This window comes from Collinsella sp. CLA-AA-H302, from assembly GCF_040093305.1.
Lineage (GTDB): Bacteria > Actinomycetota > Coriobacteriia > Coriobacteriales > Coriobacteriaceae > Collinsella.
Map to the genome: position 1 here is coordinate 15648 of NZ_JBBNJW010000010.1, position 22025 is coordinate 37672.

Here is a 22025-nt window from a genome sequence, read left to right on the forward strand (position 1 = left end):
TCGCGGGCCTCGACGGGCTCGGCCTCGACCGTGATGGCCTCGGGGATGTTCCAGCCGCCCAGCTCGATGTCGATGTAGTTCTCGTTCATGGTTCTCTCCGTTTCGCTTTAGGGAACTTTAATTTCCCTTGATTGGTAAATAAAAATCTTCGACTTTGCAGCCGAGATAGTTGGCGAGCATGACAGCCGTGGGAAGTTTCATCTGGGACGGGTCTTTCTCATACGCTCGATACGTCTGAACCGTCACACCCAAAGCGGCAGCTATTGACTCCTGATTGAACTTCGCCGCCTCTTCAATAAACGGCTTCTGTCGGCTCTCTCGGATTGCCTTGAGCTCTTTCATCTGACCTCCTCCCTTTCGTTGACCTAATAGTACTTTATTTTCCCTTGCATGGCAATTACTTTTCTCTAGTTTGGGAAATTATTTTTCTGTAGCATGGAAAACTAAGGAGGTAGATGGTTATGGAGTTCTCTACCAGATTGAAGCGGATACGCTTAGATTCAGGCCTTACTCAGGCAGAACTTGCCGACAAGCTCGGAATAACAAACAGGGCTGTAGGTGCCTGGGAAAGCGGCAGATCAAAGCCGCGCCTCGACAAAATGAAGGAACTTGCAGTTCTGTTCGACACCACGGTAGCTGACCTCATGGGAGAGGACGCCACCGAGACCGCGATCAGCGGCACCTCGCGCATGGTCCCCCTGCTGGGCTTCGCCCACATGGGCGAGCCGTGCGACGAGGGGAGCCTCGCCGACGAGGTCGAGGTCCCCGCCTCCATCGCCGACGCCCACCCGCGCGGGTTCATGGTCCACGCGCAGGGCGGCTGCATGGACAACCGCTTCCCCCACGACGCGCTGCTGCTGGTCGACCCCGACATGGAGCCGGTCAACGGCCAGCCGGTGCTGGCCGAGACGTCCGACTACGGCGCCGTGGTGCGCAACTACACCCGGGGCCGCTCGACCGTGATGCTCACGGCGGACAGCCACTCCGGCGAGTACGACGACATCCTCGCCGGCCCGGGCGACGAGCCCGTGGTCTGCAAGGGCCGAGTCGTCTGGTACATGGGCGAGCGGGACGAGAGGTAGTAGGAACGGAAAAGAGGTGGGACGCATGAGGCCATTAGCTTTGGATGGCGTGCGGGCATATTACGAATCGGGAAACGGCGCCACGTTCGGCGGCGAGGAGTTTAATGTCTACTGCGACGAAAGCTGCCATCTCGAGCACGATCGCTTCAAGGCGATGTCGCTCGGGGCGGTATGGTGCCCCAAATCGAAAGTCAGGGAGATAAGCAAGCGCCTCGTGGAGATAAAGGCGAGGCATGGCGTCGGGATGGGCTCCGAGGTCAAGTGGACGAAGGTGTCGCCATGCAACTACGGCCTCTACGTCGACATCATCGACTATTTCTTCGATGACGACGACCTGCACTTCAGGGGTCTTGTAGTTCCCGATAAATCGAAGCTGGACCACGCCCGCTTCAACCAGGACCACGACCTCTGGTACTACAAGATGTACTTCACGATGCTGAAGACCATCTTCTCCCGCGACGCGCGGTATTACGTCTATATCGACATAAAGGACACCCATTCCGGGCGAAACGCCCAGAAACTCGAGAACGTGCTCGCGAACGACGCGTACGATTTCAACCATGAGATCGTGAGGAGGGTGCAGCCAATACGCTCCGACGAGGTCCAGCTGATGCAGCTCGTTGACATCCTTACCGGCGCCATCGCGTATCGCCACAACCACGACGCCATCATGCCATCGGATAGCGTCACGAAGATCAGGCTCATCAATAGAATTATCCAGAGGTCGGGCCTCTCCCTCGTCAAGACCTCGCTCCTCAGCGAAAAGAAGATGAACCTGCTGATCTGGCAGGCCGGGGGAATCACATCATGAACTGCTGTTGGATACCGCCCCTGCTCGAAAGGGACAGCTCGCGTCCCTGGAGCGAATACGACGCTCTTGTCTACAGCGTGTTCAGGCGTGATTTCATCGAGGGCAAGCCCGTCTACCACGGGAAACCGGTAAAGATACGGTACCAGCCCATGCTGGAGGGACGGGCCGAGGCCTTTTGGCACCTTACCTGCAGGGACTACGATCATAAGTCGGGTCTGCCAGAGGACCGTGTGCCAGATCTCGAAAGGTGCAGGCGCATCAGATGGCCGAAGGCGTTCATCGAGAATGCTGAGAGGTGCCCCAAAAGTCCCGGCTGCGGAGGCGTTATAGCCTGGAAGGCGGAGCATCGCGCAAGGAAGAGCCGCAATGGCACCCAGATAAGGGAACGGATTAAGTTTTACCTTGAGGAAGAGAGCTACATTGTCGTATTCGAGCCGAGAGAGCACTACTGCCTGCTGATAACCGCGTATTACGTCGACAACGACCACAGCAGGAAGATGATTGAGCGCGAGATGGCGAGAAACCACGCCGAAAAAGCAGGAGGCGCTGTTTGGGCGCCTCCAGAGGACTCCTTCACACACACGGTGGATGAGCTATCCCGATTATCGCCCCATCGCGGCGAAATGTAAACCGAACACGTTGTGGAGATTGGGGGCCGCGGCCGAACTAAGACAGAAAAGGCCGCCCCGTTCAGGCTCAAATCGACCGTCGAGGGCGAGATTCCATGCGTCTACATCTAGGGAGGTGATGCCCATGAAAGCAAAGAATCTCGGGACCGCAGGCTGATGCCGCGGCCCCGAGACAAAGGAGACGGCCCCTGCACTTTGGAACGTGAGACGGGGCCGGGGTCAGAACCGGGCGAAACGGAGAATAAGCCCGCGATCTGAACGGATCTGATTATATGACAAAGAAGCAGCGCCGCCGCGTCTGGGGCTCCGTGACCGAGATGAGGCGCGGCAAGAAGTACGTCCTGCGCTGGATGCAGAACACGCCGCAGGGCCGCAGGCGCAAGACCAAGACCGTGTACGGCACCTACCGCGAGGCGTGCGCGGAGCTGGACCGCATCCACGTCGAGCACGCCGACGACGCGCCCGTGCCCACCATAGCCAAGGCCTACGAGACGTGGCTCGTCCCCAAGATGGCCGCACAGGTCGAGGCGGGGACCCTCGCCCCCAACACCCGCGACCTCGTGCTGCGGTCGTGGAAGAACTACGTCGGACCCCGCTGGGGCGCAATGCCCGTCGACCAGCTGCGCGCCGTCGAGCTGCAGGACTGGCTGCTGACACTTCCCGCCGCCACCGCCGATACCGCCCTGCTCACCCTGCGCAAGGTCTACGCCTGCGTCTCGACCTTCATCCGCCTGCCGCTCGACCCGTTCGCCGCCAGCGTCAGGTACACCATGCCCACACGCAAGACCCGCGAGCGCTCAAAGCGCGTCTACACCCTCGACGAGGCCCTGGGCGTCCTCGACGTGCTGCGCGGCAACCCCCTGGAGCCCGCGTTCATCCTCGCGTGCTTCGGCTCCTGCCGCTCGGGCGAGTCGCTTGGCGTGCGCACCGAGGAGGTATTGCGCTGGGAGCGTAGCGGTACCGTCCTCGCCTCGGCCGACATCTGCCGCCAGATGCAGCAGTCCGGCACCGAGCCGGTTAGCGCCCTCAAGACCGCCAAGTCCGCCCGCACCGTCGTGATCTTGCCACAGGCCGCCGACCGACTCGTCGAGATAGCGGCGGCGCGGGCCGCCGAGGGCCGCGAGTGGCTGAGCGACCGAGGCGACGGCCTGCCCATGAACCGGAGCATTTGCAACGACCGCTGGCGGAAACTCTGCGCCGCCCGCGGCATCGAGCACATCCCGTGGTCGAACCTGCGCAACTCGTGGCGTACGATAGCGGAGGTCGAGCTTCGCCTGCCATGGGACCTCATAGAGATGCTCATGGGCCACGCCCTCCCCGGCGTGTCGGGCAGGCACTACATCCGCCCCACTGCCGAGCAGGTCGTCCGCGCCACCTTCGACGCGCTTGGGATAAGTTAGGATATTCCCCCGCAAAGCCGCAGGTAGATGGCACGCAGTTAGTTGTGGCAGTATTAAGATTCGCAGCCCAAAACCACCGCAAAGGGGACAGGCACCTTTTGCGGTGGTTCCCACAATTATCTCGATCTGTAACAGTTAGAGCCCATTTTTTGGCCCACCTGTTACAGATCAAGGCATTCAAATTCCACTGAGAAGATAATCTCGATCTGTAACAGTAACTCGGCAAAATCGACCCTAGATGTTACAGATCGAGACAAACAATCGATATCGACCTAAATAATCTCAATCTGTAACATCTAACCCGTTTTCGGCCTTAGAACTGTTACAGATCAGGACAAGCAAACGAAATAAGCCCCCCGCAAGGGGAACTTTTGTGGTGGCTTGGGGTCGCGTTACTCACCGAGCATCTCCTGGAGCTTGGCTGCCACGGCATGTCCCAGGCTCTCATGGCTTTCGGGCATCATATGCAGATAGTCGATATCGCCCGGCTCGGCAAACTCCGCCGCATTCAAAAAGTCGCAGCCAAACTGCTCAGCTACGTGCGCATAGTATTCAGCAAAATGCTCCGAGGCCTCGACGGAACGCTCGTCAAAATCGGTCATATATACATCGGCGATTTGCGGCTTGATCTTGATAGGTGCCATCAGCAGAATACGCGGGCAGGGTGCGGCATTGGTCCAGGGAAATGCACGCACCGCGCGAATCAGCGCCATGGTGCCACGGGCAATATCGGAGGCCGTCACACCAAAGACCGTCTTGCAATCGTTAGTTCCCAGCATAATAACGATCGCATCCAGCGGCTTATGAGCCTCGAGCAGCATCGGCAGCGCGCGGATGCCGTTAAGATTGGTGTCCAGATGGCACATATCGTCGCGTACCGTCGTGCGGCCGTTGAGGCCTTCTTCAATTACATGCCAGCCCTCGCCTAAATCACGTTGGGCCACGCCACACCAGCGCACATCCTGCGCATAGCGCACCGCAGTGCCATCGCGCATACCAGCCGGATCATAGCCATAGGTGTTGCTGTCACCAAAGCACAGAACGTTTTTCATCGTAAGCTCCCCACTCAATAAAAAGCCGACGGGAGCAGCCCCCGTCGGCTCGGCATGTCGCATCACGTGCACCGTTTACAGGTACTTGCGCCAGTCCTCGTCATCCTCATCGTCCTCGGCAGCGGCCTGAGCCTGCTCGGCGGCACGGGCGGCCGCGGCGCGGGCGGCAACCTGGGCATAGGACTCCTCGTTACGCTCGGGGAAGCTTGCCAACACGTGCTCGAACTTGGCGAAGTCCTCATCCCAGCGCGTAGAAGGCACGGCAAAGAACACCTGCTTGACCTTAAAGTCGCCCGATGCGAGCTCCTTACGGAAGAGCTCGGCTACCGCCTCAGCGTCAAAGCCGTTATTGTCGCAGCCCCAAGCACCCAGCACGAGCTTCTCGCGACCCAACTCGTCGCAGATGGCGAGCACAAAGCGGATGCGGTCGCGCAGGGCATCCAACAGGGCGTCGTCGTTCACGCGGTACTCCTGGCGGGCACGCTTGACGTTGGGCGCGGCGGCAACGATCACATCGGCGTATGCGTGCACGTGGTTGCGGTCGAAGCGCACGGCGGGCACCACTAGTGCACGATTGCGGTAAAGCTCGCAGTTGATGTTGCGGCGACGGTTCTCGCCGTACCACTTGCGCTGCTTGTCGAGCACGTTGTACAGGTACGAATCAGCGCAGAGCGTCGCCTCCTGGCCCAGGTAACCCTGAATATAGCCACCGCCCGGATTGGTAAACGAGGCAAAGGCAAGCACGGCCATATCGCAGAACTGCGCATAGCCACGACCGTTGTCCAAGATGACCTGCGTGGCGGAGGCATCGAGCACAGTGACCTCGGGCAGAACCGGAGCGGGCTCCTCAGCAGGCGCGGACTCAGCTTCGGCGATTTCCTCGGCAGGCTCCTCGACGGGCTCGGGCGCTGCCTCGGTCTCGGGCGCTGCCTCGACCTCGGCAGTCTCCGCGTCCTCGACGTCCTCGGCGACCTGCTCTTCGGGGGCCACAGCAGTCTGAACCTTGGCCTTCATCGCCGCGACAAAGCCGGCGGGCATGCCGTCAAACTCGCGAACACCGGCAAGCGAACGCTCGATATCCTTGGCGCACGCTTCGGACACAGTCGCCACATGGCGCTCGGCGGCCTTGGCACGCGCCTCACGCTTGGGATTGGGCTGTCCCGCGCGGTTGGGCCTGCGGTTACGGTTCCTGTTGTCGACGTCTGCCATAAGTGGTCACCTTTCCTGTCGCTGCCGCTGTCGGCTTTTTCCCATCCATGATACCCCGCCGTGCACAAAAAAGACGGCCCCGCAGGACCGCCTTTCACATCGTTTTACCGCGTCCGACAAGAAACGCTGCAATCCCCGCGCTAGTCGCGACGACCGAGGATGTTCAGGATGCGCAGGAACACGTTGATAATGTCCACGAACAGGTTGGACGCCATGAGCACCGCATTGGGCAGCGTGGGCGGCACCGTCGTGGCAACATAGGTATCGTAGCCAATAAAGCCGGCGAACACCACGATCACGATCAGGTCGGTGATGGTCTGCGAGACGCCCATGAACATCAGCACGATCTCGACCAGAATAGTGGCGAGCAGAATGCCAAAACCGATGCCATATACGCGCTGGAAAAACTTGGGGAACGTCACGCCCAAGGCGCCAAAGACAAAGGTGATGGCGGCGGTGGCGATAAAGGCGGTGTTGATGGTGGGCAGGTCGTAGTTGGCAAGGCCAAACGACGCGGTCAGGCCAAAGGTGCTCGCAAAGATCACGTAACCCGCGAGTGACAGCCCCACGGACTGCTTGCCCGCAGCAGCCGACATCATGACGATGCCGACGATGGTCAGAATAAACGAGCCAAAGACCAGCGGCAAAGCGGCGCCGCTCATCATCATGCGGGCAAACGCCATGGTGCTCGTAAAGTAGGCACCGGCACCCATGGCGCAAAAGCCCAAAAAGATCAGGGCAGACATGACAAGGTTGTACGCACGCGGCGACATCTCCTTGGCACGGCTTGTGCCGGTCTCGATGGGGCCGTTCTGATAGCCCTGGATATCGTTCATAGCTTCGTCCTTTCAAAAAGCGCCACAACAGCGCCGTAGGTGACAAGATTCCTGCCATTGTACCCGAATGCCGCGCGCTCTTACCTGCGGCGCTCGCCCTCGAGCGTACGATCAAAAGCCCAGACCCACCAACGCATCACGTGCGCCTGCAAGCCGTCCGCCCGCTCACGCGTTTGGTCCTCCAGATACAACTCGGTCGCATGTCCGCCAAAACGTACCTTATAGGTTGCCGTACGAATGCCGTGAACCGTCAGGCCAAACCCGGTGGTCGAGATAATTTCGTCGATCGTAAAACAACGGCCGTCAACCCAGCAGACGGTGACCGGCACGACTTGTCCGCCCGCAAGGATGCGGGCCACGACGTCCACATACTGCTTGTGCACGCGTCGAGTTTTGCCATCTGTCTGTCGGTATTCCATGGTCCCTATTATCGAACGCATGTTTGTATGTTGTAAAGCGAACAGACTGTGGTTTTGGGATGTTGGGACGCGCGCACGTGTCCTCATGGCGTGTTAGCAAAAAGAACACCCGCGGTCAACAGGGCTAATATTCAATGTTAGTGCCAAAAAATTCACTTCTCCCATCAGAACTCGGTAAAGAAACCCGCAGGAGGTGATACGATTTATCATGTTTTTGTAACGTGTCTGCAAACTTCGAGAAAGCCCATATATGGACGTAACGTTCTCAACCTTCCTCGGCCAGCTTGTGTCGAACCCAGTCCTTGCCGTCACCGTGATCCTCGCGCTCGGCGCCATCTTCGTCAACGGATGGACCGACGCGCCCAACGCCATCGCGACCTGCGTCACCACGCGTTGCATGCCCGCCCGCGCCGCCATCCTCATGAGCGCCGCATTCAACTTCTTGGGCGTGCTCATCATGACGCACTTTAACGCGAGCGTCGCCAACACCATCTCACATATCGTCGACTTTGGCGGAAACAGCACCATGGCACTCGCGTGCCTCTGCGCGGCGCTCTTCTCCATCGTCGTCTACGGCGCCACAGCGTCGCGTTTTGGCATCCCCACCTCGCAAAGCCACAGCCTTATCGCCGGCCTGACCGGTGCTGCCATCGCCCTCGGCGGCGCGAACAGCGTCAACGTCCACGAGTGGATGAAGGTCATCTACGGCCTGGCGCTCTCCATCGGTCTGGGCTTTGTCATGGGCTGGATCCTGTGCAAACTCGTCTCTATTCTGTTTGCCGCCGCCAATAGGCGACGTGCCAACGTCTTCTTTAAATACGCTCAGATCGCGAGTGCTGCGGCCATGAGTTTTATGCACGGCGCGCAGGATGGGCAGAAGTTCATCGGCGTGCTCTTTTTAGGTGTCGCCTTCGCCAACGGCCAGACGAGCGTCGGCGACGCCGGCATCCCCATCTGGATCATGCTGCTGTGCTCGGCCACCATGGGCATCGGCACCAGTGTAGGCGGCGAGCGCATCATCAAGTCCGTCGGCCAGAGCATGGTCAAGCTCGAGAAGTATCAGGGCTTCTCCGCCGACCTCGCAGGCGCCGCGAATCTGCTGCTTGCCACCCTTACCGGTATCCCTGTGTCCTCCACCCACATCAAGACCTGCGCCATCATGGGCGTCGGTGCCGTCAAGCGCCTCTCGGCCATCAACTTCGGCGTGGTCAAGGACATGATGTTCACCTGGTTCTTCACCTTCCCCGCCTGCGGACTCATCAGCTTTGTCATGGCCAAGCTGTTCATGATGTTCCTCTAGCCACACCGAGCGTCCATCCGGACTGCAATGCATCGCCCACCCGTCTTCGCCTCGAAAGGACCCACCCATGGCAAAGAAACCCGATTCGTTCTACTTCGATAACTACGTCGCCTGCGCCGACCTCGCCGTCCAGGCCGCAGAGCTGCTCATCAAGATTTTTGAGAACTTCAACCCGGCGCAGATCCACGACATGCTCGAGGAGATGCATGCGATTGAGCATGCGGCCGACATGAAGCACCATGAGCTCGAGGACGCCCTGCTCACGGCCTTTATCACCCCGCTTGAGCGCGAGGACCTGGACCTGATGAGCTGCTCGCTCGACACCGTGCTCGACCGTATCGAGGGCGTCGTGCAGCGCGTCTACTTCACCAACATCCAGAGCATCCATCCCGATGCCATCGTGATCGCCCACAAGGTGACCGACGCCTGCCGCGCCATGAAAGACCTGATGGTCGAGCTGCCCAACTACCGCAAGTCCAAAACGCTGCGCGAGCTCGTCATCCAGATCAACACCATCGAGTCCGAGGCCGACGAGCTCTATATCAACGCCATGCGCAACCTGCACGTTAACGGCAAGGACCCGCTCGAGGTCATCGCTTGGCGAGACGTGTACGCCTTCCTGGAGTACTGTGCTGACTGCTGCGAGAATGTGGCCGATGTCGTGGATTCGATTGTCATGAAGAACAGTTAATTGGGGGCACGTGTCCCGGCGGCGAAGGGCCGGCCACGGTTTGCTTTCTCACTCCGGCTGCTTTGCAGAGTCGTTCGAAAGTAAACCGTGGCCGGCCCTTCGCCTTACGTACCACCATTGGGAACTTTGGCTGATAGTTATAGCGCAATAGGGGTTTGGCTGATGGGACCTTTGGGTACCCGTTCGGACACTTTGGCCCTTGATGAGCGTTTGGCCGATTGCTGCTTTGGGTACTCTTTGGGTTACTTTGGGTTTGTTTGATTTTTCATTGTTGGAGGGCTTGTATGTCTTATTTGGATCTGACTCGTTCTCGGTATTCTTGTCGTGAGTTTAAGGACCGTCCTGTTGAGCAGGCTGTGGTGGATGCTGTTATTGAAGCTGGGCGGATTGCTCCTTCTGCTTGTAATAATCATCCAACCCGTGTGATGGTGTTGGATACGCCTGAGCTTCTAGAGAAGGCTGCTGCTTGTCAGCCTCGGTTTGCTCGTGATGGGTCTATCTTTGGGGCTCCGCTTGTCTTCCTTATTTGCAGCGTTACCGATGATGCTTGGGTGCGCCCGTATGACCAGATGAATTCCAGTGAAATCGATACGTCCATCGTGTGTGATCAGATGATGATGGAGGCCACCGAGCAGGGCCTGGGAACGTGCTGGGTATGCCATTTTAAGCCTGAGGTGGCACAGGAGCAGTTCAATCTGCCCAAGGGCGTCTATCCCTATCACATGCTCGTCTGTGGCTATCCCGCCGACCACATCGCCGATCCCGAGCATCGCGAGGCCCGCACCATTCCCCTCTCCAACTTCCTCCTCAAGTAGATTTTTGGAACATGCCTTAAAATCTACCTTCTACCGCTCACCCGTTCGCCGAGTTCTGCGTCATCGCACGCAGAGCTCGGCGTTTCGTTTCCCAACCCGTATACAGCCACAAAAAAAGGAGCCCGCAGGTGCGAGCTCCTCTTAAGGACACTAGATTGCAGATCTGGTGCTAGTCCAGGTCGTCAGCGGCGAAGTTGTCGATCGGGGCGAAAGGGTCGGCCACGGGGACAACCGGATCAGCGACGGGCAGCGGCTCGGCGGCAGGCACGGTCACGGCAGGAGAAGCGGCAGAACCGACCGGCGTGGAGGCCATGAGGTCGGCCGGGAAGGAATTCTGGGCATCGTCCATGAAGTGCTGGATGAGCTTGAGGTACTCGGCCTTGAACTCCTCGCGGGAAGCCTTCAGACGGTCGATCTCCTCGAGCTCGGCCTGCTTCTCGGTCAGGGCCTGACGGATGACCTCGCGGGCCTTGGCGTCGGCCTCGTTGCGGATACGGTCAGCGTTCTCGTTAGCGTCGTTGACAATTGCCTCGGCGGTCTGCTGGGCCGCAATGAGAGCGGCGGAAATCTGACGCTCCTGAGCGGAGAAGTCAGGGGCGGGAGCAGCCACGGGGGCGGCAGGAACGGCCTGAGCGGTGGTATCCTGGGCCTGGGCAAGCTGAGCCTGCGCGTCGGCAAGCTGCTGCTCGGTGGCGGTCAGGCGACCCTTAAGATCAACGATCTTGGCAAGCATGGCGTCAACCTCTGAGGACAGCGTCTCCAAAAAGACGTCGACCTCGGCGGGATCATAGCCGCGCTTGGCCTCAGAGAAAGTCTGAGCCTGGATGTCAGCAGGGGTAATAGCCATAACAAGTTCTCCTTTATCATCGCCTTGGCGCCGGGCGCCCGACGTAAGCTACTGAGACAGTTCTATACGAGTATACCTATAAGAAGCTGCAGAATCAGCCTCTGCACCAACTGCAACGCAATAATCGCAACGACCGGCGAAAAATCAACGCCGCCCATCGGCGGAATAAACCGACGAAAGAGGTTGAGCCACGGGCCGCAGACGCTATCGAGCACTGCAGCGATATCCTGCAGCAGGCCGCCCTGCTTCATGGGAATCCACGTCATAAAGCAATAGACCACGATGAGCGTGGAGTAGAAGTTGAACAGCGTGTTGACCAGCTGGACGATAGTGTAGATGTTGATGGGAATCTCCTCGTCTTGTCTTTACTTAAGGTAGCCGTCGGCGCGAAGCTTCTTGAGATCGGAATCTTTGACCTCGCAGCCGGCGGGCAGCACCATGAACACGCGGTCGCCCACCTCCTTGACCGTGGCACCCAGACCGCAGGCAAAGCCGTAAGAGAAGTCCAAGACGCGCTTAGCAACTTCGGTGCGTACGCCCACAAAAATCAGTGCGACTGGCTGCTTGGTGCGAACGCGGCGCACCACGGTCTCCACGTCGTCATAGCTCTCGGGGCGCAGAACATAGGCCGGCAGCTGCGGCGTGGCGTTGATGATATTGCTCGCATAGGCCGAGGCATCGCTCGGTGCAGGCGTGGGCGCAGCGGCGGCACGGGCGCGGGTGTTCTCGGCGTAGCTCGACGGCGTGTCATAGGCACCAGGACGATAACCGCTCGCAACGCTGTCCTGCGAGCGCGAAGGCGGGTTATACGTCGTGGCATGGCGGGAGTCATCGCCGACCAGCTGACCGGAGCGCGTATACACGGCAACCGACTCAGCTTCACCACGGCGCGTCTGACCAAGCAGGCCGTTGCTCGGCTCATCTTGGGTGTAGAAGCCCTCGCCCGAAGCACCGCTGTAGCCGTTGCCCTGATAACCATCGTCATAGCCGTCATCGTAGCCGTAGTCGTCGTCCTGGCCATAACCCTGGTCGTAACCCTGCTGGCCGCCCAGGTGCATCTTATTTTTAATCTCGTCAAGGAAGCCCATGGTTGTGTCCTCTCGCGGTTTAGTGCAGGCGCCCCGATAATCAGTGCGCACTTCAGAGCCTTATTTTACTGCAAACTCCGGGCTAAATACTACCCTGCCCAGGCGAACGAGCGTAGAGCCCTCCTCAAGGGCAGGCTCAAAGTCCTCGCTCATGCCGCAGGAAAGCTCAGGCAGGTTCAAATCGGGATGTGCCGCCTCCAGCTCATCCCTCAGCTCACGAAGCCCCGCAAAGGTGCGGCGTGCCACATCCTTATTCCCCCGGGGCGCCATAGTCATAAGCCCCTGCACGCAAATTCCCTCAAGCTCCGCAAGCTCACCCGCGGCGGCGCGAATCTCATCGGGCGAAAAGCCTCCCTTCGACTCCTCACCACTCACATTGACCTCAACGAGCACACGCTGGGGGCCGGCGAGCTCGCCTGCCTCAATCTTGCGGACAGCACGGCTCGAGATAGCCTGCGCCAGATGCAGCGAACCCACCGAGTGAATCAGCTCGGCTGAGCCCAGCACCGCATTGATCTTATTGGTCTGCAGGTTGCCGATCATATCGAAGCGCACCTCGGGCAACTCCGGATGCTCCGCCAGACCCGTGAGCTTGCGAACCAGCTCCTGCGGGCGGTTCTCGGCAAAATAGCGATACCCCGCCTGGATGGCGGCAACGGTCTCATCGACACCAACGGTCTTGGACACAGCGATCAAGCGTGCGGCATCGCGGGGCCTTCCGGCGCGATCGAGCGCGGCATAAAAGCGCTCGAGTATCTGCTCGCGGCGAGCACGCATCAAGTCCAAATAGTCATCCATTGCCAATCGCCTCCGCTGACAGCCAAACAAGTAGTCCCATGCTAACGCAAGAGCGCGGCCCCGCATGTGCAAGGCCGCGCTCACTTAGGTATTTACAATCTTTCGACGAACGGGGCTACTTACTCCTCGTCGTCCTCGCCATCGTCCTCGTCCTCAAGATGATCGAGCAGGTAGCGAAGACCCTCGCTGACCTCGTTTGCGGGCACCTTGGCAACGTAGTGCGCGTCGACGGCGGGCCTCATGATAACACCCTCGCCCGAAGGCACGCGCATGCTCTCGAGCTCATCCTCGTCCACACGGGCGATATCGCCGGCGTTCATACGCTGACCAGTCAACAGGAAGGTCAGACGGCAAGCGGCATCGATGGAAATCGAAGCGATGCGATCGAGGTAGCGCGAAACCATGATGGCGCGGCGCAGGTCGTCATAGTTGCTGTCGTCGTCCATAAAGTCGCCCGTATCCATACGGTTAAAGGTGCGGAAGAACTTCTCGTAGGCGGCGTGCACCGGCTCGTCCTCGACGGCCAGGTTGCAGATGATGGACATGTCATTGGTGACGAGCGCAGAAAGCGAAGAGCCCAGCACCTGGTAGACAGCCTCAGCCTCGGCCTCGACCGTGCCGACAAGCTCCTTAGGCAGCGAGATGTCGGCCTTGATCATATGACGCGTGGCACGGCAGATCTGACGGACCTTATCGGTCATGCGCTGCAGGTTAAAGTCGACGTAGATGATCGTCTGCAGCAGGCGGAAGTCGGAGGCCACCGGCGACTGCGTGGCGATCAGGTTGTAGCACACGGCCTCCAGATTGGCGCAACGAGCGTCAATAGAGAGCGTGCGCTTCTTGGTCTTGGTGGCGAGCTTGCGGTCATCGGTCACATAGGCCTTCACGGCATCGTGGAGAGCCAGATCGACGGCCTCATAGATGCTCAGCATCTCGTGACGGGCCTCGATGAGCTGACGGGAAAACAGTTTGCGCATGGTTCACTCCAATCAGTTGGGTGCGGTCATGCCGCCCGCACAGTGAATACGCACCGGACCAGGTCCGATCGGCTTGGGACTAGTCGCACCGATCAGCCAAAGCGGCCGGTGATATAGTCTTCCGTCCGCGAATCCACCGGGCTGGTAAAGATCGCGTCGGTTTGACCATACTCGATGAGCGTGGCGGGCTCGCCGGCAACTTCCTGCAGGAAAAATGCGGTGTAGTCGCTAATGCGGGCTGCCTGCTGCATAGAATGCGTGACGATGATGATCGTCATCTCGGGCGCCAGCTCGGCCATCAGATCCTCGACCTTAGAGACGGACGTGGGGTCGATGGCGGAGCAGGGCTCGTCCATCAGAAGGACATCGGGTTGCACCGCAAGCACGCGCGCGATGCACAGACGCTGCTGCTGACCGCCCGAGAGCGCCAAACCATCCTTGTTGAGCTGATTGGATACCTCTTTCCAGAGGTTGGCGCGCTTGAGCGATTCTTCCACGATGTCATCGAGGTCGCTTTTGCTAGTCACGCCCTGCAGACGAGGGCCAAAGGCGACATTCTCGTAGATGGATTTGGGAAACGGGTTGGGCTGCTGAAAGATCATGCCCACGCGACGACGGAGGTCGACCGGGTCGACGCCCTCGGCATAGATATCATTGCCGTCGAGCGTCATGGTGCCCTCGACGCGCGTACCCTCGATCAGATCATTCATGCGGTTGATGCAGCGCAAAAACGTCGACTTGCCGCAGCCCGAAGGGCCAATGAAGGCGGTGATGGCGTTTTTGGCGATGTTGAGGTCAAGCCCCGTCAGCGCATGAAAGTCACCGTACCAAAAGTTGAAATCCTTGGCCGTGATGGCCGCTTGCTCCAGCGTGGGAGCGGACTGATAAACGGACATGGGACTCCTTAACTAGCGACGCTTGCGCGACAGGAAGCGCGCAAACAGGTTGAAGGCCAGAATGATCACCATCAGCAAGAGCGCGGTGCCGTAGGCTGCGTTCATGTTGATGCCGTCGTTGGCAAGCAGGTACAGGTGAACCGTCATGGGGCGGCCGGAATCGAGCGGAGAAATAGGCAGGTTGATGGCTTGGCCCATGGTGTAGAGCACCACCGCGGTCTCGCCAATGGCGCGACCGATGGCGAGGACGATGCCCGTGGCAATACGGCCAAAGGCAGAAGGAAGCACAATCTTGGAAACAACCTGCCACTTGGTGGCGCCCAAGCCGTACGCGCCCCAACGGATATAGCGCGGGACGGCGCGAATGGCCTCTTCGGTGGTGCGCATGACGATGGGAAGCATCAAGAGCGCGAGCGCCAGAGCTGCCGAGACCATCGAAAGGCCCAAGCCCATGGCCTCGACAAACAAGGCGTAGCCAAACAGGCCCATAACGATGGAGGGCACCGAGGCCAAAGCGTCAGCAGCGTAGCGAATGAGCTCGACGACCTTGCCCTGCTTGGCGTACTCGGCCAGATAGACGGCTGCCAGCACAGCGATCGGCGTGCAGATAAGCATGGCGAGCGCCGTCACGTAGACGGTCGAGACGATCGTGGGCCAAATGCCGCCCTCGGCGTTGACGCCCTGGGGCCAACCGAAGATAAAGTCGAGCGAGATATGCGGCAGGCCGTTAATGACCACGTAGGCGATGATAGCGACCAGCACCAGCGTGGTGATGTATGCCGCGGCACGGAACACGCCAAGCATGATCTTGTTGGACAGGTCCTTGTTGATGCGGCCCTTCTTGCCGTGGGAAAGGGCACGCTTGATGCGCACGCGCGACGAGGTCGTATCGACCGTCGTGTCAACGGAATCGGACATAGCCTACCCCCTCTTCTTCTTGGAAATCAGACGGACGATTCCCACCAGCGCAGCGGAGATGATAAACAGGACCACGCCCATGCCGAACAGCGCCGAGCGGTGCAGACCCGAGGAATAGCTCATGTCGAGCGCGATCTGGCTCGTGAGCGTCGAGATGGGGCTCGCAATGCTGTCGGGAATAACCGGGGCGTTACCCACGACCATGAGCACGGCCATGGTCTCGCCGATGGCACGGCCCATACCCAGCACGATCGCATCCACGATACCCAGCTTGGCGGCAGGTAGCACGACCTTATAGATGGTCTGCCACTTAGTAGCACCCATGGCATACGATGCCTCGCGAATGCCCATGGGAATGGAATTGAGGGCATCGATGGTGAGCGTGGTGATGGTAGGGACGATCATGATGGCGAGCACGAACCACGCCGTCAGCGCGCCAAAGCCAAGACCACCGGTCAGTTGCGCGATAAACGGGCGGATGATGATCATGCCAAAGAAGCCATAGATGATAGAAGGGATGCCGGCCAACAGGTCAACGGCGGGGCTGATAAGCTTGCGCACGCGCTTGCCGGCGATCTCGACCAGATACACGGCCGTGCCCACGCCTAGGGGCACACCCATGGCGAGCGCACCGACGGTCACCAGGCCCGAGCCGGCCAGCAGCGACATAATGCCGTAGTGGCCCTCGGAGGGCGCCCACGTAAAGCTAAAGAAGTCCGCCAGACCAATGTCGGTAAAGACGGGCAGCGCCGAGTACGTGGTAAAGACAAAAATCAGGATGACGGTAACAACCGCCAAGAACGCGCAGGCAAAGAAAATCCACTGCAGCGCCTTCTCCTTGATATAGGTGCTGCGCGATACGAGCGCCAACTCGCGCTTCTTGGGCGCCTGAGCATTCTGCTCAGTCTGGGAGTTTTCCCGTGCTTCCATGCTACTCACTCCCCTTCTCGTCGTTGGTGACGGGAATAAAGCCCGCCTCGCGAATCTGCTTGTCCATCTTTTCGGACGTCACGTAGTCGATGTAATCCTGCGCCTGCTGCGAAGGCGCACCCTTCACAAAGAAGTAAAGGTCGCGCGAGATGGGATAGCCGCCACTCGCGACCGTCTTCTCGGACGCCTCAACATGATTGACCGAGACGGCCTTGACCGAGGTCTTGGCGTTGAGGCTCTCGACAAAACCCAGCGAGATGTAGCCAATAGCGCCACGCGAGCGGGACACGACATCGCGCACCTGGCCCGTGCCCGAAAGAACGGCCGAGCGACGATCGAACGGCGTGCCGTCCATCACGATGGTACGGAAGGCCTCGCGCGTACCGGAAGCCTCGTCGCGGTTGATAACCTGAATCTTCAGGTCTTCTCCGCCGACTTCCTTCCAGTTGGTGATCTTGCCGGCGTATATGTCGCGGAGCTGCTCGGTCGAGAGATTGTCGACCGGGTTGTCATCGTTCACGATAACCGCGATGCCGTCGTGCGCGATCACGATCGGGGTCAGGCCCAGATCCTGCTCATCGGCGTTGAGGCCGCGAGATGAGCTTGCAATGTCGGCCGTGCCGTTGCTGACGGCCTCGATGCCCGCAGAGGAGCCAAGACCAGAGACAAGGACATCGATGCCAGTCTCTTCCTTAAAGCCCTCGGCAGCAATCTCGGCGATAGGAAGGCAGGTCGTGGAGCCGGCCACGGTAATGGAAGAGGTAGAAGATCCCGAAGAACAGGCGCACAGCGTAAGCGTAAGCACAGCGGCGCTCAGGACCGATACGATCTTTCTCATAACATCACGCCGATCGCAGCATGGCGCCCACAGGTGCCGTCCTCGTTACGGTAGGAATAAAAGCGGTCATTCTGACGAATGGTGGAAAGATTGGTGTCCACAATGCCGTTCGCATCGACACCGACGTCCACCAGCGCCTCGCGAATGGCGGCGGAAAGATCGAGCATGCGAGAAGCGGTGGCATCGATGCACGCAAACTCGGCGGCAAAGCGATCCATGAGCTCCTGAGAGACCTCGTACTCGTCGCCCAGAATATGAGGCCCGATATAGGCAGAGACGTCATCCGGTTTGCAGCCAGCCGCCTCGCAGAGTGCCTGGCACGCCTTGGCACAAATACGCGCAATCGTGCCCTTCCAGCCAGAGTGCACCACGGCAAATCCGCCGGGGGCCACCAGCACCACGGGAACGCAGTCGGCAAAGCAGAGCAGCACAGGCACGTCATGGGCCGTACAGACGATGGCGTCGCAGCCCTCGGCAATCTGCTCGCGAACGTCCTCAAGGTCATCGGCGCCGTTCGAGGCCACCGCAACGATATGGTCACCATGGACCTGATTGGGCACGAGCAGGTTACGCTCGCACTCAGTGGCGCCCATAGCCTCGAGCGCGCGACGACGATTTTCTTGAACAGCAAAGGGGTCATCGCCAACATGCGAGCCCAAGTTGAGCGAGGAGTACGCATCTTCAGAAACGCCACCGGTGCGCTCGGTAAAGGCAAAGCGGACATCGGATGTCGCGCCCTCCACCAACGTAACTCCATCATGGTCGACACGCGAAACTTTGTCCGCACGTGCTGCCATACTAAAGCCTCCTAATAACACAAGTACCGCGGCATCGCCGCTACAGCCCGCGTTTATACGGCTGTCATACTTCCTTAAAAGGATACCCGCAGCGGTAGGGACCAAACGTAAAGGGAACGTAAGGAGATTGGAGGCTTTCGTTTACAAACGAGAAACAAAACGGGGTGCATCCAAATGGACACACCCCGTGCAGGTCGTTGAGAAAAACGAACTAGAAGCTACCGCGCTTCAGGAAGTCGGGAAGCTCGAACTGGTCGTTGCCAAAGTTGGGCAGCTCGGTACCACCGACGTTGCGGGTCGGAGCGGCCTGAGCCGGGCTGGCAGCCGGAGCGGTGCGCTGCGGCTCAGCGGAGGCAGCGGCCTTGCTCTGAGACTGCTGAGCAGCAAAGAGCTCGTCCTGACGGTTGACGTTGGAGTCGGAGAAGCCCGTAGCGATGACGGTGATACGCACCTGATCGCCCAGGGACTCGTCGACAACGGTACCGAAGATGATGTTGGCCTCGGGGTCGACGGCGTTGGCGACAACGTCGGCGGCGTCGCTGATCTCCTGGATGCCCAGGTCCTTGGAACCGGCGATGGAGAGCAGCACGCGCGTGGCACCATCGATGGAGCTCTCGAGCAGCGGGCTGGAGATGGCCTGCTGGGCAGCGTCGACGGCACGAGTATCCCCAGAAGAGGTACCGATACCCATCATGGCGGTACCGGCCTGCTTCATGATGGTCTTAACATCGGCGAAGTCCAGGTTGATGATACCGGGGACGGTGATGAGGTCGGTGATGCCCTGGGTGCCCTGGGAAAGGACGCCATCGGCAATCGCGAAGGCCTCGAGCATGGTGGTCTTCTTCTCGGCGATGTCGAGCAGCTTATCGTTAGGAATGACGATCATGGTGTCGACGCAATCGGAGAGGGTCTTGATGCCCTCCTCGGCGCTCTTCTTACGCTTGCGGCCCTCGAAGGTGAAGGGCTTGGTCACGACAGCGACGGTCAGTGCGCCGACCTCGTTCATCGCGATATCGGCAACGATGGGAGCAGCGCCGGTACCGGTGCCGCCGCCCTCGCCGCAGGTGATAAACACCATGTCGGCGCCAGCGAGCGCCTCGGCGATGTCGTCACGGGACTCATCGGCAGCCTTGCGGCCAACCTCGGGATTGGCGCCGGCGCCCAGGCCGCGGGTAAGGTCGGTGCCGATGTGCACCTTGATATCGGCATCAGAGATCGCGAGTGCCTGAGCATCGGTGTTGATGGCAACAAACTCGACGCCGCGGATGCCCTCTTCGATCATTCGATTGACCGCGTTGGTACCGCCGCCGCCGACGCCGACCACCTTAATGACGGCAAGGTAGTTGTTGATCTCTGTCTCGTGCATGTCGGTCCTCCGAACAAAGGTTATAGCCATAGCATGGGTCGACCCCTGCGCACATTAACCTTCAGGTTGAAAGTAAATGCAAAGGTAAACCGTATTATGTTTGCACATTATGAACGTATCAGTCAAATAATTGACCGTGAAAACCAAACAAACCAGATAAACGGCGTGGTATGGCCCCTCAACAAAGCATCAACCAGCGCTACGAGGTCGGAGCATTCCTAAATGTGTAGTTGCCCGGAGAGCGCACATTGATATACGTTACGCCCTCTACCTGCGAAAGCAACTTGGTGACTACGCGTTCCTTCTTGGCGATATCGTCCGAATCGCCCAGCGACACCTCAATGCCGTTATTGAGGTTTGCCGAGATGGCTTCGACCGAAGGCGTGGAAATATCCTTGACTTGTCCCAAGAACTCGCTCGAAAAACCACGCACATAATCCAGGCCGGCCTTAACGGCTTTGGAGTTCACCGCCTGGCCGGAAACCGGAGCGACATCCGCCGAGACATCAGTCAACAACACCGCGCCATAATGCTTGGCGAGCGCCAGCGCGGCATCGATTCCGGTCAAGGTATTTGAGCCCTGCCCTGTCGTGATGACGTTGCCCTGGTCGTCCACTTCGACCGACGTCGACAGCGGGGCGATCCAGGTGTCATCGTCTCCGATAGCCCAGGCAAGGTCGTCGGAGCTGATATACGCAATGGCGATAACTTTACGCTCCGTCGGCGTGATGATAAGCGTATGGGGAAACTGGCGCTGGACATCCACGCCCGAAACCCACGGGTTCTGCTTGAGATCCTCGGTAATCTGGTCGGGATCGACGTTAAAAAGCGACGTTCCCTCGGGCAAGTCGATCAGCTGGATAGCATCGTGCTTCGTCACATGCTCGCTGCCTTGAATCTGAATATCAGTGGCAGTAAACAGTCCAGAGTTGATCACCACGATGGCAACGACGACGAGCACGGCCAAGACGGCCAGAACGCCGCCCACGATTTTGCCTTTGCCTGTAACGACAGAAGCGGCGTCTGATGTTTTATTTGCCATCGCTCCAAGTGAAGATAACGGGTTGAAACCTTTTTTACTCGAAGGCTTCTTGGCGGTAGCCGGCACCGATGTCAGCGAGCGCGGTTTCGATGCGCCCAGCGTGCGACCTGGACGCGCCGCTTTAGTTCCCGTCGAGGGCTTGGGAGCCGCCATGGGACGGGCAGGCTTGGCGCCCATAACAGGCTTTGACGTCATCGAGGGACGCGAGGACTTTTTTGCGGCCGGACGATTACCGAGCTGCGAGCCGACGACCGGACGACTGGTCTGTCGAGCATACCCGACAGACTTAGAGTGCGCGACGGTATTGCGTTGAGGTTTGGCAGGCGCGCCGGAACGCCCTCCGGCGCGGCGGAAGGTGGGTTTCGATGCTCTAGAAGCCGAGGAATTTAACTTCCGGTCTGAGCTCGATGCCATACGCCTCCCTCACCTTTCCGTGCACATGTCTAATAACCGCGGCAACGTCATCGGCCGAGGCAGTTCCGTTATTAACGATAAAATTAGCGTGAACGGGCGAAACTTCCGCGCCGCCAATCGAAAAACCCTTTAATCCACAATCCTCGATAAGCTTGCCCACACTCGCATCGGGCGGGTTGCGAAAGACAGACCCGCAGGATGCGCGACCCATGGGCTGCGTACGCTTGCGCCTTGTAAGGTACCGCTCCATGCGCTCGCGAATGTCGGCCTTGGGCGCCGGTTTAAGCTTGAACACGCACTCGAGGATGATCTCATTGCGGGGAAGGCTACATTCGCGGTAGTCCCAAGTGATCTCGGACCCCGCATAATGCTTGATACCGGATGCCGGGTCAAACGTTACGACATCCTCAACCAGCGAGCCAATCCACTCGGTCCGTGTGCCGGCATTCATGGATATCGCACCGCCGACCGAACCAGGAATGCCAACGGCAAACTCAAGGCCCGAGAGGCTACGCGACAGGGCATCGTTGACCAGGCGCGCAAACATCACGCCCGCACCGACCGTCAGCGTACAACCGTCATCGGCAACAACCGTGCGCTGAAACTCACGTCCGAGCGAAATGACGGCACCGCGATAACCGCCATCGGCAACCAGCAGATTGGAGCCCTTGCCGATGATGACCCACGGCACCTGCTCGCGATCGAGCACCGCCACGGCGCGGCGGAGGGCATGATAGCTATGGCACGTCACAAAGAGGTCGGCCTTGCCGCCGATACGATAGCTCGTATGACGCGCAAGGCGCTCGTCCTCGATCACATCCGTGTCGATCATGCCCGAGAGCGCCATGACGGCGTTAAACAGACCCATTA

Annotated in this window: 25 protein-coding genes; 7 read left to right on the plus strand and 18 right to left on the minus strand. The window is 59.3% G+C overall.

The window, feature by feature from the left end; translation table 11 throughout:
* Positions 1-117: 117 nt before the first annotated feature.
* Positions 118-342: a helix-turn-helix transcriptional regulator gene (locus AAAV21_RS08095; protein ID WP_055309831.1), complete on the minus strand. Its 225-nt coding sequence runs from the start codon at positions 340-342 to the stop codon at positions 118-120.
* 119 nt (positions 343-461) lie between these two features.
* Between AAAV21_RS08095 and AAAV21_RS08100 the strand changes: the two genes are divergently transcribed.
* The 4 genes from AAAV21_RS08100 to AAAV21_RS08115 all read left to right on the plus strand — a co-directional run bounded on the left by AAAV21_RS08100 (position 462) and on the right by AAAV21_RS08115 (position 3922).
* Positions 462-1082, plus strand: coding sequence for a helix-turn-helix domain-containing protein (locus AAAV21_RS08100; protein ID WP_301280534.1), 621 nt, complete (start codon positions 462-464; stop codon positions 1080-1082).
* A gap of 25 nt (positions 1083-1107) precedes the next feature.
* Positions 1108-1893, plus strand: coding sequence for a DUF3800 domain-containing protein (locus AAAV21_RS08105; RefSeq protein ID WP_349108744.1), 786 nt, complete (start codon positions 1108-1110; stop codon positions 1891-1893).
* The gene (locus tag AAAV21_RS08110) at positions 1890-2522 is read left to right on the plus strand and encodes a hypothetical protein (RefSeq protein WP_349108746.1); all 633 of its coding nucleotides are present in this window, start codon (positions 1890-1892) and stop codon (positions 2520-2522) included. Before AAAV21_RS08105 ends, AAAV21_RS08110 begins: the two co-directional genes overlap by 4 nt.
* A 272-nt stretch (positions 2523-2794) precedes the next feature.
* Positions 2795-3922, plus strand: a complete 1128-nt coding sequence (locus AAAV21_RS08115) for a hypothetical protein (protein WP_349108748.1) — start codon at positions 2795-2797, stop codon at positions 3920-3922.
* Between the two features lie 392 nt (positions 3923-4314).
* On the opposite strand, the gene AAAV21_RS08120 is transcribed toward AAAV21_RS08115, so the two are convergent.
* The 4 genes from AAAV21_RS08120 to AAAV21_RS08135 all read right to left on the minus strand — a co-directional run bounded on the left by AAAV21_RS08120 (position 4315) and on the right by AAAV21_RS08135 (position 7438).
* Positions 4315-4974 carry an SGNH/GDSL hydrolase family protein gene (locus tag AAAV21_RS08120; protein WP_349108750.1) on the minus strand — a complete coding sequence of 220 codons (660 nt, stop codon included), beginning with the start codon at positions 4972-4974 and terminating at the stop codon, positions 4315-4317.
* A 75-nt stretch (positions 4975-5049) separates the two neighbouring features.
* On the minus strand, positions 5050-6183 hold the full coding sequence (locus tag AAAV21_RS08125) for a TIGR02452 family protein (RefSeq protein WP_349108753.1): 1134 nt from the start codon (positions 6181-6183) through the stop codon (positions 5050-5052).
* 140 nt (positions 6184-6323) lie between these two features.
* Complete coding sequence (locus tag AAAV21_RS08130) at positions 6324-7019, minus strand: Bax inhibitor-1 family protein (protein ID WP_349108756.1); 696 nt, start codon at positions 7017-7019, stop codon at positions 6324-6326.
* Between the two features lie 80 nt (positions 7020-7099).
* Entirely contained in the window at positions 7100-7438 is a 339-nt protein-coding gene (locus AAAV21_RS08135) for a hypothetical protein (protein WP_349108758.1), read from the minus strand.
* Positions 7439-7688: 250 nt separating this feature from the next.
* Here AAAV21_RS08135 and AAAV21_RS08140 point away from each other — a divergent pair, with 250 nt between their 5' ends.
* From AAAV21_RS08140 to AAAV21_RS08150, 3 genes are all read left to right on the plus strand, one after another.
* Positions 7689-8738 carry an inorganic phosphate transporter gene (locus AAAV21_RS08140; RefSeq protein ID WP_117786663.1) on the plus strand — a complete coding sequence of 350 codons (1050 nt, stop codon included), beginning with the start codon at positions 7689-7691 and terminating at the stop codon, positions 8736-8738.
* A gap of 67 nt (positions 8739-8805) precedes the next feature.
* The gene (locus AAAV21_RS08145) at positions 8806-9429 is read left to right on the plus strand and encodes a DUF47 family protein (RefSeq protein ID WP_349108760.1); all 624 of its coding nucleotides are present in this window, start codon (positions 8806-8808) and stop codon (positions 9427-9429) included.
* Between the two features lie 284 nt (positions 9430-9713).
* Positions 9714-10244 carry a nitroreductase family protein gene (locus AAAV21_RS08150; protein ID WP_349108761.1) on the plus strand — a complete coding sequence of 177 codons (531 nt, stop codon included), beginning with the start codon at positions 9714-9716 and terminating at the stop codon, positions 10242-10244.
* Between the two features lie 169 nt (positions 10245-10413).
* On the opposite strand, the gene AAAV21_RS08155 is transcribed toward AAAV21_RS08150, so the two are convergent.
* The 13 genes from AAAV21_RS08155 to murB form a co-directional block, all read right to left on the minus strand.
* On the minus strand, positions 10414-11091 hold the full coding sequence (locus AAAV21_RS08155; RefSeq protein ID WP_349108763.1) for a DivIVA domain-containing protein: 678 nt from the start codon (positions 11089-11091) through the stop codon (positions 10414-10416).
* 62 nt (positions 11092-11153) lie between these two features.
* Complete coding sequence (locus AAAV21_RS08160) at positions 11154-11441, minus strand: YggT family protein (protein ID WP_035137972.1); 288 nt, start codon at positions 11439-11441, stop codon at positions 11154-11156.
* A gap of 15 nt (positions 11442-11456) precedes the next feature.
* Positions 11457-12179, minus strand: coding sequence for a cell division protein SepF (locus tag AAAV21_RS08165; protein WP_349108765.1), 723 nt, complete (start codon positions 12177-12179; stop codon positions 11457-11459).
* Positions 12180-12239: 60 nt separating this feature from the next.
* Positions 12240-12977, minus strand: a complete 738-nt coding sequence (locus tag AAAV21_RS08170) for a YggS family pyridoxal phosphate-dependent enzyme (RefSeq protein ID WP_349108766.1) — start codon at positions 12975-12977, stop codon at positions 12240-12242.
* Between the two features lie 119 nt (positions 12978-13096).
* Positions 13097-13954, minus strand: coding sequence for a PhoU domain-containing protein (locus tag AAAV21_RS08175; RefSeq protein WP_349108768.1), 858 nt, complete (start codon positions 13952-13954; stop codon positions 13097-13099).
* 92 nt (positions 13955-14046) lie between these two features.
* The gene (gene pstB, locus AAAV21_RS08180) at positions 14047-14850 is read right to left on the minus strand and encodes a phosphate ABC transporter ATP-binding protein PstB (protein ID WP_117776691.1); all 804 of its coding nucleotides are present in this window, start codon (positions 14848-14850) and stop codon (positions 14047-14049) included.
* A 12-nt stretch (positions 14851-14862) separates the two neighbouring features.
* Positions 14863-15768, minus strand: coding sequence for a phosphate ABC transporter permease PstA (gene pstA / locus AAAV21_RS08185; RefSeq protein ID WP_349108771.1), 906 nt, complete (start codon positions 15766-15768; stop codon positions 14863-14865).
* A gap of 3 nt (positions 15769-15771) precedes the next feature.
* On the minus strand, positions 15772-16698 hold the full coding sequence (gene pstC, locus AAAV21_RS08190) for a phosphate ABC transporter permease subunit PstC (RefSeq protein WP_349108774.1): 927 nt from the start codon (positions 16696-16698) through the stop codon (positions 15772-15774).
* A 1-nt stretch (position 16699) separates the two neighbouring features.
* Complete coding sequence (locus AAAV21_RS08195) at positions 16700-17536, minus strand: phosphate ABC transporter substrate-binding protein (RefSeq protein WP_349108775.1); 837 nt, start codon at positions 17534-17536, stop codon at positions 16700-16702.
* Positions 17533-18333, minus strand: a complete 801-nt coding sequence (locus AAAV21_RS08200) for a polyphenol oxidase family protein (protein ID WP_349108776.1) — start codon at positions 18331-18333, stop codon at positions 17533-17535. The genes AAAV21_RS08195 and AAAV21_RS08200 overlap by 4 nt, the downstream gene beginning before the upstream one ends.
* Before the next feature lie 211 nt (positions 18334-18544).
* Entirely contained in the window at positions 18545-19699 is a 1155-nt protein-coding gene (gene ftsZ, locus AAAV21_RS08205) for a cell division protein FtsZ (protein ID WP_055251674.1), read from the minus strand.
* A 199-nt stretch (positions 19700-19898) separates the two neighbouring features.
* Complete coding sequence (locus AAAV21_RS08210) at positions 19899-20687, minus strand: FtsQ-type POTRA domain-containing protein (protein ID WP_231501570.1); 789 nt, start codon at positions 20685-20687, stop codon at positions 19899-19901.
* Between the two features lie 424 nt (positions 20688-21111).
* Positions 21112-22023 (minus strand): UDP-N-acetylmuramate dehydrogenase, encoded by a 912-nt coding sequence (murB, locus tag AAAV21_RS08215; RefSeq protein WP_117640323.1) that lies wholly within the window; start codon positions 22021-22023, stop codon positions 21112-21114.
* Positions 22024-22025 lie beyond the last annotated feature (2 nt).

Bases quoted from the DNA above. Each gene is read 5' to 3' on its own strand.
- AAAV21_RS08095 (WP_055309831.1), bottom strand. From the start codon at position 342: ATGAAAGAGCTCAAGGCAATCCGAGAGAGCCGACAGAAGCCGTTTATT.
- AAAV21_RS08100 (WP_301280534.1), top strand. From the start codon at position 462: ATGGAGTTCTCTACCAGATTGAAGCGGATACGCTTAGATTCAGGCCTT.
- AAAV21_RS08105 (WP_349108744.1), top strand. From the start codon at position 1,108: ATGAGGCCATTAGCTTTGGATGGCGTGCGGGCATATTACGAATCGGGA.
- AAAV21_RS08110 (WP_349108746.1), top strand. From the start codon at position 1,890: ATGAACTGCTGTTGGATACCGCCCCTGCTCGAAAGGGACAGCTCGCGT.
- AAAV21_RS08115 (WP_349108748.1), top strand. From the start codon at position 2,795: ATGACAAAGAAGCAGCGCCGCCGCGTCTGGGGCTCCGTGACCGAGATG.
- AAAV21_RS08120 (WP_349108750.1), bottom strand. From the start codon at position 4,974: ATGAAAAACGTTCTGTGCTTTGGTGACAGCAACACCTATGGCTATGAT.
- AAAV21_RS08125 (WP_349108753.1), bottom strand. From the start codon at position 6,183: ATGGCAGACGTCGACAACAGGAACCGTAACCGCAGGCCCAACCGCGCG.
- AAAV21_RS08130 (WP_349108756.1), bottom strand. From the start codon at position 7,019: ATGAACGATATCCAGGGCTATCAGAACGGCCCCATCGAGACCGGCACA.
- AAAV21_RS08135 (WP_349108758.1), bottom strand. From the start codon at position 7,438: ATGGAATACCGACAGACAGATGGCAAAACTCGACGCGTGCACAAGCAG.
- AAAV21_RS08140 (WP_117786663.1), top strand. From the start codon at position 7,689: ATGGACGTAACGTTCTCAACCTTCCTCGGCCAGCTTGTGTCGAACCCA.
- AAAV21_RS08145 (WP_349108760.1), top strand. From the start codon at position 8,806: ATGGCAAAGAAACCCGATTCGTTCTACTTCGATAACTACGTCGCCTGC.
- AAAV21_RS08150 (WP_349108761.1), top strand. From the start codon at position 9,714: ATGTCTTATTTGGATCTGACTCGTTCTCGGTATTCTTGTCGTGAGTTT.
- AAAV21_RS08155 (WP_349108763.1), bottom strand. From the start codon at position 11,091: ATGGCTATTACCCCTGCTGACATCCAGGCTCAGACTTTCTCTGAGGCC.
- AAAV21_RS08165 (WP_349108765.1), bottom strand. From the start codon at position 12,179: ATGGGCTTCCTTGACGAGATTAAAAATAAGATGCACCTGGGCGGCCAG.
- AAAV21_RS08170 (WP_349108766.1), bottom strand. From the start codon at position 12,977: ATGGATGACTATTTGGACTTGATGCGTGCTCGCCGCGAGCAGATACTC.
- AAAV21_RS08175 (WP_349108768.1), bottom strand. From the start codon at position 13,954: ATGCGCAAACTGTTTTCCCGTCAGCTCATCGAGGCCCGTCACGAGATG.
- pstB (WP_117776691.1), bottom strand. From the start codon at position 14,850: ATGTCCGTTTATCAGTCCGCTCCCACGCTGGAGCAAGCGGCCATCACG.
- pstA (WP_349108771.1), bottom strand. From the start codon at position 15,768: ATGTCCGATTCCGTTGACACGACGGTCGATACGACCTCGTCGCGCGTG.
- pstC (WP_349108774.1), bottom strand. From the start codon at position 16,698: ATGGAAGCACGGGAAAACTCCCAGACTGAGCAGAATGCTCAGGCGCCC.
- AAAV21_RS08195 (WP_349108775.1), bottom strand. From the start codon at position 17,536: ATGAGAAAGATCGTATCGGTCCTGAGCGCCGCTGTGCTTACGCTTACG.
- AAAV21_RS08200 (WP_349108776.1), bottom strand. From the start codon at position 18,333: ATGGCAGCACGTGCGGACAAAGTTTCGCGTGTCGACCATGATGGAGTT.
- ftsZ (WP_055251674.1), bottom strand. From the start codon at position 19,699: ATGCACGAGACAGAGATCAACAACTACCTTGCCGTCATTAAGGTGGTC.
- murB (WP_117640323.1), bottom strand. From the start codon at position 22,023: ATGGGTCTGTTTAACGCCGTCATGGCGCTCTCGGGCATGATCGACACG.